16 protein-coding genes are annotated in these 11,412 nt (G+C 75.2%); 3 read left to right on the forward strand and 13 right to left on the reverse strand.

All coding sequences use genetic code 11. The features are described from left to right. Positions 1-232: 232 nt before the first annotated feature. Positions 233-676, forward strand: a complete 444-nt coding sequence (locus Q0795_RS07115; RefSeq protein WP_298888310.1) for a hypothetical protein — start codon at positions 233-235, stop codon at positions 674-676. 424 nt (positions 677-1,100) lie between these two features. Here the strand turns inward: Q0795_RS07115 and Q0795_RS07120 are convergent, their stop codons facing one another. From Q0795_RS07120 to Q0795_RS07150, 7 genes are all read right to left on the reverse strand, one after another. After that, a complete protein-coding gene (locus Q0795_RS07120; protein ID WP_298888312.1) occupies positions 1,101-1,496 on the reverse strand; it encodes an Rv3654c family TadE-like protein in 396 nt (131 codons plus the stop codon). Continuing rightward, positions 1,493-1,858: a TadE family type IV pilus minor pilin gene (locus Q0795_RS07125; RefSeq protein ID WP_298888313.1), complete on the reverse strand. Its 366-nt coding sequence runs from the start codon at positions 1,856-1,858 to the stop codon at positions 1,493-1,495. Before Q0795_RS07125 ends, Q0795_RS07120 begins: the two co-directional genes overlap by 4 nt. Beyond that, entirely contained in the window at positions 1,855-2,061 is a 207-nt protein-coding gene (locus Q0795_RS07130; RefSeq protein WP_298888315.1) for a DUF4244 domain-containing protein, read from the reverse strand. The genes Q0795_RS07125 and Q0795_RS07130 overlap by 4 nt, the downstream gene beginning before the upstream one ends. A 78-nt stretch (positions 2,062-2,139) precedes the next feature. After that, positions 2,140-2,700, reverse strand: a complete 561-nt coding sequence (locus tag Q0795_RS07135) for a type II secretion system F family protein (RefSeq protein ID WP_298888317.1) — start codon at positions 2,698-2,700, stop codon at positions 2,140-2,142. 46 nt (positions 2,701-2,746) lie between these two features. Next, a complete protein-coding gene (locus tag Q0795_RS07140; protein WP_298888318.1) occupies positions 2,747-3,514 on the reverse strand; it encodes a type II secretion system F family protein in 768 nt (255 codons plus the stop codon). Further along, the gene (locus Q0795_RS07145; RefSeq protein WP_298888320.1) at positions 3,511-4,551 is read right to left on the reverse strand and encodes a TadA family conjugal transfer-associated ATPase; all 1,041 of its coding nucleotides are present in this window, start codon (positions 4,549-4,551) and stop codon (positions 3,511-3,513) included. The genes Q0795_RS07140 and Q0795_RS07145 overlap by 4 nt, the downstream gene beginning before the upstream one ends. A gap of 484 nt (positions 4,552-5,035) precedes the next feature. Next, positions 5,036-5,899 (reverse strand): hypothetical protein, encoded by an 864-nt coding sequence (locus tag Q0795_RS07150; RefSeq protein WP_298888321.1) that lies wholly within the window; start codon positions 5,897-5,899, stop codon positions 5,036-5,038. Between the two features lie 345 nt (positions 5,900-6,244). Between Q0795_RS07150 and Q0795_RS07155 the strand changes: the two genes are divergently transcribed. After that, positions 6,245-6,709, forward strand: coding sequence for a phage holin family protein (locus tag Q0795_RS07155; RefSeq protein WP_298888324.1), 465 nt, complete (start codon positions 6,245-6,247; stop codon positions 6,707-6,709). A 69-nt stretch (positions 6,710-6,778) separates the two neighbouring features. Here the strand turns inward: Q0795_RS07155 and Q0795_RS07160 are convergent, their stop codons facing one another. Then, positions 6,779-7,453 carry a CoA pyrophosphatase gene (locus Q0795_RS07160; protein WP_298888327.1) on the reverse strand — a complete coding sequence of 225 codons (675 nt, stop codon included), beginning with the start codon at positions 7,451-7,453 and terminating at the stop codon, positions 6,779-6,781. Then, complete coding sequence (gene nth / locus Q0795_RS07165) at positions 7,450-8,106, reverse strand: endonuclease III (protein WP_298888833.1); 657 nt, start codon at positions 8,104-8,106, stop codon at positions 7,450-7,452. Before nth ends, Q0795_RS07160 begins: the two co-directional genes overlap by 4 nt. A gap of 158 nt (positions 8,107-8,264) precedes the next feature. Here nth and Q0795_RS07170 point away from each other — a divergent pair, with 158 nt between their 5' ends. Beyond that, positions 8,265-8,942: a Crp/Fnr family transcriptional regulator gene (locus Q0795_RS07170; RefSeq protein ID WP_298888329.1), complete on the forward strand. Its 678-nt coding sequence runs from the start codon at positions 8,265-8,267 to the stop codon at positions 8,940-8,942. 50 nt (positions 8,943-8,992) lie between these two features. Here the strand turns inward: Q0795_RS07170 and Q0795_RS07175 are convergent, their stop codons facing one another. From Q0795_RS07175 to Q0795_RS07190, 4 genes are all read right to left on the reverse strand, one after another. Then, positions 8,993-9,730: an MBL fold metallo-hydrolase gene (locus tag Q0795_RS07175; RefSeq protein WP_298888835.1), complete on the reverse strand. Its 738-nt coding sequence runs from the start codon at positions 9,728-9,730 to the stop codon at positions 8,993-8,995. Between the two features lie 86 nt (positions 9,731-9,816). Beyond that, complete coding sequence (locus tag Q0795_RS07180) at positions 9,817-10,692, reverse strand: NUDIX domain-containing protein (RefSeq protein ID WP_298888330.1); 876 nt, start codon at positions 10,690-10,692, stop codon at positions 9,817-9,819. A 1-nt stretch (position 10,693) separates the two neighbouring features. Continuing rightward, positions 10,694-11,182: a RidA family protein gene (locus Q0795_RS07185; RefSeq protein ID WP_298888332.1), complete on the reverse strand. Its 489-nt coding sequence runs from the start codon at positions 11,180-11,182 to the stop codon at positions 10,694-10,696. 10 nt (positions 11,183-11,192) lie between these two features. After that, entirely contained in the window at positions 11,193-11,360 is a 168-nt protein-coding gene (locus tag Q0795_RS07190; protein ID WP_083518953.1) for a DUF4177 domain-containing protein, read from the reverse strand. Positions 11,361-11,412 lie beyond the last annotated feature (52 nt).

Consider the following 11,412-nt stretch of genomic DNA (forward strand, 5'->3'; position numbering starts at 1 on the left):
CACCAGCCCTACAACCCCGACCTCCACGGCCGCCTCAACGACCTACAGAAAACCGCAGCTTGACATAGGGCTCTCAGGTCGCCGGAAAGAGGCCCTGCACCCGCTCGTCCCGGACCCAGCCGCAGCTCGTCTGCCCCGACCGGCCCCGCCTGCTGCGCTAGTCTCGGCCCCGACGGGTCGCCCCCGTCGCTCAGGCTCCTGCGGGGGCCGGCCCTCCTCGAAAGGATCCGCGATGGTCGTCTTCGGAGTCGTCCTGCTGCTCGTCGCCCTGGCCGTCATCGTCTACATGTGGTTGGCCACCCGGGGCATGGACCCGGTCCAGATCTCCTACGGCGTCCTCAACGTGGACCTCACGCCGATCTGGCTGTTCGTCATCGGCGGGATCGCCCTGGCTGCCGCCACGAGCGGGCTGTGGCTGCTGGCGGTCGGGACCCGCTCGAAGGCGCGCCGGGCCCGCGAGGTCCGCGAGCTGCGCCGCCAGGCCAAGGACTCCGACCGGCGCACCGAGCGAGAGCGGGACGCCGCCCGCCTCGGCAGCACCGAGGGCCGGACACAGGGCACCGACGGCCCGGGGACCAAGGACGACCGGTCGACCCCTATCCTGCCGCGCCAGACTCCCGGCAGCAGCACCGGCCAGGGCACCACCGGGCGCCCCACCTCCGGCCCCGGCGCCTGACCAGGCCCTGACCGGGGCGCCACCCCTCCCAGAGCCCAGCCGCCCTGCCCAGGCGCCCTGCTCGGCCCAGCCTTGCTGAGTCCCGGCCACGGCAGCCAGCCCAGCCCGGCCCTCAGCGTGTGCGGTCGTGGCCCCTGGAGGGCCACCACCGCGCACAGCCACCCCCCAGGCCAGCACACCCGACGACCGCCCCGCCACCGTGCGCACCCGCAGCCCCTGCAGGGCCACCACCGCGCACAGCCACCCCCAGGCCAGCACACCCGACGACCGCCCCGCCACCGTGCGCACCCGTAGCCCCTGGAGGGCCACCACCGCACACAGAAGGCCCGAACCTCGCGGGCAGAACTACCTCGCCACTGACAGTGTGTGCGGTCGTGGCCCCTGCAGGGCCACCACCGCACACAGCAAGCCCGCGTTCCCCGGCTCACCCCGACCGATCGATGGAGGCCCCGGCTCTGGCCGTCACACCGACGGCCCACCGAGTCCCTCCGACGGCCCGCTCCACGTCGACGGTCACCTCCGGCAGGGGCGAGACGCCCTGGCGCGTGACCCTGCATCTGCGCAGCTCCACCCCGTGCTGCTCGCTCACCCGCGCCGCCAGTGCACAGGCGGCTGTGTCGTCGACCCCCTGCACGAGCCGACCCGCGGCCGCCAGCGATGCCAGGTCGGCAGCCGTCCGCGCCTGCTGGCCGGCGACCAGGACGGCGACCAGCCCCAGGGCCAGCACCAGGACGGTGACCAGGCCTCCGACGACGCCGATGACGAGGACCACGGCAGAGCCGCGTTCCCCCTCCCCCCGCCGCAGGACCTCCCACCTCACGGGCGCACCCCGGGTTCCCAGACCGCGTGGGCGCTCGCCACCGCCCCCGGCAACCCGGGGAGAAGCCGGGCCCGGGGGCGGGCCTCGACGATCACCCGCACCCCGCCCGCGTCCTCCTCGACCTCGACGGTGGCGCCCTCCGGCGCCCGCTGCAGCGCGGCCTGCTGGACCGTGCCGGTCAGCTCCCCGCGGGACGCGGCGCGCGCTGCCACGCGCGCCGCGTCTTCGCACCGGACCTGATCCACCCCGAGGCTCAGCGCGGTCAGGCAGATCGCGAGCACCAGGAGGATCGAGGGGATGGTGAGCGCCACCTCGGCGCTGACCATTCCCCGGTCACCGCCGTGGCGCCCGCGACCGGTCACAACGACACCGAGAGCGCGGTCGTGATCACCGAGGTGACGACCCCCTGGACGGCCCCCGACTGCAGGATCGCCAGGAGCACGGCGGCGAAGGCGCAGGCGGCGATGGTGCCCACGGCATACTCCGCCGTCGTCATCCCGGCGTCCCGGCGCTCACGCAGCTGCCGGACGGCGGCTGCGGGAGTGATGGTGTTCTTGTTCTTCATGGTTCCCCTCCTTGTGGGTGGGTGCGCCTCAGGGCGAGACGCACGTCGGACGACCGGCCAGCGGTCAGTTCAGAAGCCTCACCAGGACAGGTCCCGGACGAGGGCGAGGACGAGCGGGACGACGGTGCTGAGCACGAAGCCGGGCAGGAAGGCCAGCCCCAGGGGGACGACCAGCCGCACCCCGAGTCGAGCGGTCGCCACCTCCACCCGCGCGACGGCGTGGCGCCGCAGGTCGGTCGCGGCCTGGCGCAGCGCCGGTCCCGGCGACACCCCGGCGAGCGCGGCGATCTCCATGCTCAGCCGGGCGGCCCGCCACCGCGGGCCGGCCGCGGCCCAGCTCGGGCCGGGGTCCAGGCCCAGCAGCAGGTCCCGGCCCACGCCGTCCAGCTCCTCCCGCAGGGGTGGCGGCAGGACCAGGGCCACGTGGCGCGCCGCCGACCCCAGCGAGCTGCCCCCCTGCAGTGCGAGTGCCAGCAGGTCCAGCGCCTCGGGCACCCCAGCCACCGTCGCACCGGGACCGGGGGTCGGGCGACGGCGAGGATGAGGTGTCCACCCCGGTGCCGCTGCCGACCACCACAGCAGCGGGACTACCCCGGCAGCCGCGGCGAGCGCGGCCAGCGCCACGTCGACCCCGCTCACGGGGACCACCGGCACCAGCACCGGGACCCACCGAGGGACACCCTCATCATGCGCTCCGGAGCACGTCGGCGACCAGGCTGCGCACCAGCACCTGGCCGAGCAGCAGGAGGGTGGCCCCCGCGGCCAGGCAGGCCCACGCCGTGGGGGTCGCGTAGAGCGCCGTGGGAGGCACCCCGAGCACCGCGGCCAGGGCGACGCCGGCCAGCGGCAGACAGGTCAGCACGGTCGCGGTGGCCCGGGCACCGGCGCTGGCGGCGTCCACGGCATTCTCCAGCCGGCGGCGCTCCCGAGCGGTGTGGGCGCTGACCCGCAAGGCCTCGGCGAGTGGTGCGCCCGACCGTGAGGCGACCTGCCAGGACCGCGCCACCGCGCCGAGGGTGGGAGTCCCGGCCCGGCGGGCCACCCGGTCCCACGCGGGAGCCAGGGGCTCCCCCTCCCGCGCGGCACGGGCCACCACCGCCCACTCCGGCCCACCCTCGCGTGGGGTGGGCCGGGCGCGCTCCAGCGCCAGCTCGACGGCTCGGCTCACCGGGAGCCCACCCTCGAGCGCGGCCGCGACGGTGTCCACCACCTCGAGCTCCTCGGCGTCGGCCCCCACACCTGAGCGGTGCCGTGCCAGCGAGCGCAGGCGGCGCAGCAGGGCCGGGAGCCGGCGGGGTCGTGGCGTGGCCTGGTCCAACCGGGCGGGCTCGGGGGCCCCGGGGCGCCCGCGGTGCCCGCGGTGCCCAGGGACACCGCCCACCAGCACGGCGGTCGCCGCCAGGACGGCGAGCGCGACCAGCTGCACCCCGGGTGGCCACGGCAGGACCGTCACGACAGCACCTCCGGTGGAAGGCTGAGACGCGTGGCCAGCTGCGCTCGCGCGGGCCCGGGACGCCACGCGCCAGGTCCCCCACCCAGCGCGATGACGCACTCCACCCCATCACCGTGTGCCCGCAGCACGGCCACCTCCCGGAGCCGGCGGCGTCCCGCGGCGTCCCTGTCGAGGTGCAGGACGACCTCGATGGCACTGACGAGCTGCGCGCGGACCGCGTCGCCCGACATGTCAGCCAGCGCGCCGAGGGCGGTGAAGCGGGCCACGACGTCGCGAGCCGTGTTGGCGTGCACGGTGCCGCAACCACCCTCGTGCCCGGTGTTGAGCGCAGTCAGCAGCTCGCGCACCTCGGCCCCCCGGACCTCACCCACGACGACCCGGTCGGGCCGCATGCGCAGCGACTGGCGCACCAGCGTCGTCATCGTCACCTCACCGCGTCCCTCGATGTTGGCCGGCCGACCCTGCAGGTGGACCACGTGCGGATGGGCGATCCGCAGCTCGCGGACGTCCTCGACGACGACGATCCGCTGGCTCGGGGCGCAGCGGGACAGCAGGGCGCCCAGCAGGGTGGTCTTGCCTGTGCCGGTGCCGCCGCTGACCAGGAACGACACCTGGGAGCTCACCACCGCCTCCAGGACCCGGGCCGCTGTCGCGTCCAGAGCACCCCAGGAGGCCAGGTCCTCCAGGGTCGGCACCTCGGTGCGCGGCACCCGGAGGCTCAGGTGCGCCCCACCGCCCACCAGGGGCGGCAGCAGCGCGTGCAGGCGCAGACCACCGGGCAGCAGCCCGTCCACCCACGGGCTGGACTCGTCCAGCCGTTGTCCGGCGAGGGCGGCCAACCGGACGGCGAGCCGCCGCACGCTGCGCTCGTCCGCGAGGCGGGCCGCGGCGCGCTCGGGCCCCTGGCCGCGGTCGACCCACACGCCTGCCTCGCCGTTGACCAGCACGTCGGTGACGCGCGGGTCCTGCAGGAGCGGCCCGAGCGGCCCCAGGGCGGCCATGAGGTCCGGCTCCGGCGGACGCGTCGTCGTGGTCATGCCCCGACCGTCACCCGTGGGACCGTGCCGGCGCCAGATGAGCACGTGGATCTGTGGAGCGGGACCTCTCGGCCGCGGGGGATGTGGACGACGCACGGAGGTCGACGTCGAGGGCGCTGTTGAACAGGCCGGGGACGGGGTGCAGGCAGAGGGGCGACGGTGGCAGCGACCATGGCGACGACGACCAGCGCGGTGAAGGGCCCGGGAAAGGGGACGGCCCCGGCGGGGGGAGCCGGGGCCGTCGGTGCCCAGGATCAGGGGGGGATGATCCTGAACACCCGCGCTGCAACTCTTTCGAGGAGCGCTGTTCATCAAGTATGCACGACCGATGAGGCCCGATGCAAGCTGCCGGAGACCCGTCGGAGCGTCGTCCCTCCGCAGCCCGGAAGGCCCTGTGAGCACCGCCCCAGGAGCGGCCTGTCGCTCCCTCCCTCACCGGGTCGGGGGGCCGTCCCGCACCGGCCGGAACACCTGCCCGGGACGCTCAGCCCAGGCGCCCGGCACGGACGGCGTCGGCGACCCGGCCGCCCTCGGCAGCTCCGCGCACGACCGCCTCCGCGCAGTGCCCCAACCACAACCGCACACCGTCCGGGTCACCGGAGGCATACGCGGCCAGTGCACCGCGGTAGTCCGTGCCGGCGCGATCGGCGTGACCGTGCTCCGGCACCGCCACCCCCGTCGGGTCCACCCCCGACACCCGGAGCACGCTGCGCTCCAGCGCCCGTGCCACCAGGCCGTTGCCCACGACGAAGGGGCGTGCCACGACGATCTCCGCGTGGGCGACGGCGACGACGAGGAGGGCGGGCAGGCGACCGGTGGGGACCTCCCGGAGGAGATCGTGCACCGCCTGCAGCCGGGCCGTCGCCGCCCGGGCGTCGGGCGCCGGCCCCAGGACCGCCACGCCCTCGCCCGCCTCGGCCGTCGCCCGCGGTCGCCCCACCTCCCGCTGGGGGACGAGGCCTGCGGCCGCGGCCGTGTGCAGACCGGCCAGCAGCTGGGCCGGTGCGCCCAGCTCGGCCAGGGTGACGCGCTCGGTCCGGGCGGTGACGCGAGCCGCGGCCCGGACGGTCCGCCACAACGGGTCGCCATGGTCGCCGTCGGTGATCGCCCCGCGCATGAGGTCTCGGACGACAGCCAGGCTGCCGTCGGACCCGGCCGGCTCGGCCCCCTCGAGCAGCGCCGAGGCCGTCGCGCCACGGACCCTCGACTCAGCCGCCGCCTCGGGAGTGCGGCGTCGCAGCCCTTCGTGCCAGCGCAGAGTCGTGCAGGCCTCCCGGGCGCGGTGCATCCCCTCCTCGACGCCGGGCAGCGCAGCCAGTGCCGCGAGGGCGTCGTGGGCAGAGCTCATCAGGCCACTGTAGGTCGCCCGCAGCCGCGTCCTCACCCCCTGGGGGGAGCCGCCCGACCTGCGGAAAGACACTACTGGCAAGTCTTTAACAAATCTTTGCCAAATGTGGTCCGGAGCACCGACGGGCCACTGGCACACTGGAGGCATCGACCCAGGAGCCCCCTCCTCGGAGGGTGCGGCTCTGCCGGCTGTCACGGGACCGGTTCGTCGACACGGTGCCCGCTCGGCACTGAACAGGGGGTGCCGGGCGGGCATCGTGCTGTCCGGGCACCGACGGGCCACCCCGGTGACCCGGCCGGTCCGCCGATCCTGCGGCCGCGAAGCTGCCGGGATACGATCGGCCGCATGTCAACTCCCGCCAAAGCCGACACCACCGCGCCGGCCGCACCCGCCGACAAGCGTTCCCTCGGCCAGCTCGTGTCCGACGTCTCCCTGGATGTCTCGCAGATCATGCGGGGCGAGATCGAGCTGGCCAAGGCCGAGATCAAGCAGGACGTCACGCACGCCGGCAAGGGCGCAGGCATGTTCGTCGGGGCCGCGCTGTTCGGTCTCTACGGCCTCGGCCTGCTCTTCCTGGGCCTCGCCGGCGTCCTCGCCATCTGGCTGAGCTGGTGGGCCGGGCTCCTCATCGTGGCCGGCGTCCTCTTCGTCGTGGCCGGCGTCCTCGCCCTGGTCGGCAAGGGGCAGGTCACCAAGGTCAACGGGAAGCCGGAGCGGGCCATCCGCGAGGGCAAGGAGACGGTGGACACCGTCAAGGCCGCGGCGCAGAGGCAGCAGCGCAGCGCTGCGCTCGAGAGCAGCCGCGGCTGACGCGGGCGCTGCGACCCGGAGCGACCCGGGGGCAGGGCGCGGGTCGCCGGCACGTGGGCGCCCGGTCGTTCAGAGCTCAAGCTCGCGCGTCGGGGCGTCATCCCACTCCGGGGCGATCCCCGCGAGCTCGAGGATGCGGTCCAGCAGACCCGCCGTGAAGCCCCAGACCAGCAGCCCCTCGACCTCCCAGGCCGGCCCGACGAAGCCGCTGGGGTGGTGGACCCGGAAGCGCCGACCAGGGTCGGTGAGGTCCCGCACCTGCGGCTGCAGCACACGGGCCACCTCCCGCACGTCCCTGGCCCACAACGAGGTCGGCTCCGGCCGGCGCCACCACGCCAGCACCGGGGTGACGTCGTAGCCCGAGACCGGGATGTGCAGGGTCGGCAGCTCACCCAGGACCTCCACCCCGGACGCCTCCAGCCCCACCTCCTCGGCGGCCTCCCTGAGCGCTGTCGCGACGGCGTCCGCGTCGCCGTCCTCGGTCCCGCCGCCCGGGAAGGCGGGTTGCCCGGCATGCGAGCGCATCGTATGCGCCCGCTCGGTGATGACGACGGTCGTCGCGTCGGGGTCGCCCGGGTCCTCGACGCCGGGCGCGAAGAGGACCAGCACGGCCGAGCGGCGACGACCGCCGTCCGGCGGGGGCAGGAACCGGCTGAAGCGCTCGCCCGGCAGCCCCGGCAGCGCCCCGACCAGCGTGGTCAGCCAGTCAGGTGGGGGCCAGCCCTCGGCGGGCACCGCGCTCACGCGCGGGGGCCCGTGCGCACCAGGCGGGCAGCGGTCGCCGGGTCGGTCTCGCCCTCGCCGTAGGAGGGGCAGAGCCGGGCCACCGGGCACGCCCCGCAGGCCGGCCTGCGGGCGTGGCAGATCCGCCGCCCGTGGAAGATCAGGACGTGCGAGAGCTGGGTCCAGTCCCGCCGGGGGAAGAGCGCGCCGACGGCGTGCTCGACCGCCACCGGGTCGGTCTCTTCGGTCCACCCGAAGCGGCGCGCCAACCGGCCGAGGTGGGTGTCGACGGTGATGCCGGGCACGTCGAAGGCGTTGCCCAGGACGACGTTGGCGGTCTTGCGGCCCACGCCCGGCAGCGTGACGAGATCGGCGAGCCGTCCGGGCACCTGACCCCCGAACCGCTCGACGAGGGCGGCCCCCAGCTTCAGCAGCGACTCGGTCTTGGCCCGGAAGAACCCGGTGGGCTGGATGATGGTCTCGACCTCGGCGCGGTCGGCCGCTGCCAGGGCCGGGGCGTCGGGGTAGCGCGCGAACAGCGTCGGGGTCACCCCGTTGACCCGGACGTCGGTGGTCTGAGCGGAGAGCACCGTGGCCACCAGGAGCTGGTAGGCGTCGGCGAAGTCCAGCTCGCAGCCGGCGTCCGGATAGTGCTCGTGCAGCAGGCGGGACATCCGGCGCGCGCGACGGGTCAGCGCCAGGGAGGTCTCCCCGGTCGGGGTCTGCGGGTCCGCTCCGGAGGGATGGCTGTCGACGCTCACCCCCACACCCTAGAGGTGCGGGCCGACACACCCCGGCCCCATTCCGCCGCTGGTCATGGCACCATGAGGCGGTGGACCGGCACGTCGTCATGAAAGCACCGTTGTTCGCCGCGCTCGACGGCGCGACGGCCGACCAGCTCATGGACTCGATGAGCCCGCACCGGTTGGCACGGGGGGAAGTGGTCTTCCACGAGGGGGACCCGGGGGACTCGCTGCACGTCATCACCAAGGGCAAGGTGAAGCTCGCCCGTGCGTCGGCCGACGGGCGCGAGAGCCTGCTCGCGGTGCTCGGGCCCGGCGAGATGTTCGGCGAGCTGAGCCTCTTCGACCCCGGCCCGCGGCTGACGACCGTCTACGTCGTGTCGGACACCGAGTTCATCTCGCTCGGCAACGACGCCTTGCGCGCCTTCCTGGGCCACCACCCCGAGGTCGCCATGCAGATGCTCGCCGGGCTCGCGCACCGGTTGCGCAAGACCAACGAGGGCCTGTCCGACCTCGTCTTCACCGACGTCCCCGGGCGCGTCGCCAAGGCGCTGCTCGACCTGTCCGACCGCTTCGGCCGGCGATCCGAGGCCGGGATCGTCGTCTCGCACGACCTCACCCAGGAAGAGCTGGCCCAGCTCGTGGGCGCCAGCCGGGAGACGGTCAACAAGGCTCTCGCCGACTTCGCGCAGCGGGGCTGGGTCGCCCTGGGGGCCAAGGCCGTCACGCTGATGGACGTCGACCGGCTCCGGCGCCGCGCCCGCTGAGCCTCGAGGCCCCTCGCCTGCCGCGCACTGCCGGTCCCCCGGCACCGGGCTCAACCGTCGAGCTCGCCGAGGTAGTCCAGCTGCGCCAGCACCGACAGGCGCGCCGCGGGCCAGACGGCGCGGGGGGTGTCGGCGTATACCTGCTCCACGACCCGGTCCGCCAGGTCCCTCCGACCCGGCTCGTCGGAGGGGCGCAGCCGCGCGACGGCGTCCCTGACCTGAGCCAGGCGCTCGTGCCGGTGCCGCCAGTAGTGCTCCACGACGCCGGCGGCGTCCGGCACGACCGGCCCGTGCCCCGGCGCGATGCTGCTCACCGCCCCGCTGCCGGTCAGCGTGCGCAGGTGTTCCAGCGACTCCAGGTATGACGTGAGGTCCCCGTCGGGGTAGGCGACCACCGTGGTGCCCCGGCCCAGCACGGTGTCACCGGTCAGCAGCACCTGCTCGGCCGGGAGCAGGAAGGACAGCGAGTCCGCGGTGTGGCCGGGGGTGGGCACGACCAGCACCTCGAGTCCGCCGACCTCCAGGCGCTCCCCCTCCCGGAGGTCGTCGTGCCCGCGCCCGCACCGCCGCACGGGCGCCCCCGTGAGGCGCGCCCACCGGTCGGCGGACTCGGCGTGGTCGGCGTGCCCGTGGGTCAGCAGGGTCAGCGCCACCCGGGCGTCCCGCCCGGAGACGTGGTCGAGCACCGCCGCGAGGTGGGCTTCGTCCAGCGGGCCCGGGTCGACCACGACCGCCTCGCTGCCGCCGGGCTCCAGGAGCACCCAGGTGTTCGTCCCCTCCAGCGTCATGGGTGAGGGGTTCGGGCAGAGCACCGCGTGGGCACGCTCCCCCCAGGCGCCCCCCTGCCAGGCCGGGTCGGCGGCCCCGGCGGACCTCACCGCGCGTCCTCGTGCCGCGGCACCCGCATCCACAGCCGTCCGTCGTGCTCGACCGGGACCGGCAGGACGGCCGGCACCCTGGGCCGCTGCCCCAGCCAGGCGTCGAGGTCACGGATGCCCGCGAGCTCCTCGACCATCACCTGGGTGGGGGGAAGCAGCAGGTCGCGACCCTCCCGCTGGCCCTGCAGGATGTCTGCCGGGGTGCGCCACCCGGCCTCCGCGGCCTCGCTGCTCTCGTCGTCGGCCACCTGGCCCGGCGGCATCCGGGCGGCCAGGAAGCGCGTGTCGTAGCGCCGCGGCTCGCACTCGGGCGTGACCCAGTGGCCGCGCAGGCTCAGCAGGTCCGTCCGGAGCACCAGCCCGTGCCGTTCCAGCACCTGGGCGAAGCCGTGGGTGCGGTCCAGCAGCCCGGCCCGCTCCCGACGCCATACCTCGTCGCGCAGGTCGTCGACCACCGCGTCGGGCGACCGGCCGGCCAGGAGCACGCCGCACTCCTCGAAGACCTCCCGGGCGGCGGCGGTGACCAGCTGCCGCGCCGCTGCCTCGCCCGTGCCCAGCCGCCGGGCCCAGGAGCGGGCGTCCGGCCCGGCCCAGGGCACCCCGACCTCGGCGTCCCGCGGGTCGACGCCGCCGCCGGGAAAGGCGACCATGCCGGCGGCGAAGGCCATACCGGCCACGCGCCGGAGCACGAAGACCTCGAGGCGAGGGTCGTCGCGGAGCAGCATCACCGTGGCCGACGCCCGGGGAGTCGCCGCCGGCCGGTCGGCGGGCGGCCGCCGCAGCCAGGAGCGAGAGTGCTCCGCGACGACCTCGGGGACGGCGAAGTCGCGGTATGCGGCCGCGCCGGGGTCGGCGGTGTCCTCCCCCGCCACGTCAGTCCCGGACGGCGACGGTGATCTCGACCTCGACGGGGACGTCGAGCGGCAGCACGGCGACACCGACGGCGGAGCGGGCGTGCACCCCGGCCTCGCCGAACGCGTGGCCGAGCAGCTCGGACGCCCCGTTCACCACCCCCGGCTGCCCGGTGAAGGAGGGGTCGCTGGCCACGAAGCCGACGACCTTGACCACCCGGACGACCCGGTCGAGGTCACCGATGACCGATCGGACGGCGGCGATGGCGTTGAGGGCGCACACCCCGGCGAGGCGGGTGGCGTCCTCGGGGCTCACCAGACCCGGCCCCTCGCCGACCTTGCCGGTGCGCTCCAGGCGTCCGTCGACGAACGGCACCTGACCCGAGCTGAAGACGAGGTCGCCGTGCCGGACCGCCGGGACGTAGGCGGCGACGGGCGCGGCCACCTCGGGGACCCGGTGGCCGAGCTCGGCCAGCCGGCCCTCCACGACACCCGTGACGGAGTCAGCCATGACCGGCCCGTCAGGCGTTCTTGGGGCGCTTGAGGTAGGCCACGAGGTTGGTGCCGTCGCCCGGTCCGGGCACCACCTGCACCAGCTCCCAGCCGTCCTCGCCCCACTGGTCGAGGATCTGCTTGGTCGCGTGGATCATGAGCGGAACGGTCGCGTACTCCCACTGCTGCACAGTCATGGTGCCGACCCTACCGGCCACGCCGACCGCCCCGCCCGACCGCCCGTGGGTG

The sequence above is a fragment of the uncultured Serinicoccus sp. genome, assembly GCF_947487915.1.
Classification (GTDB): domain Bacteria; phylum Actinomycetota; class Actinomycetes; order Actinomycetales; family Dermatophilaceae; genus Ornithinicoccus.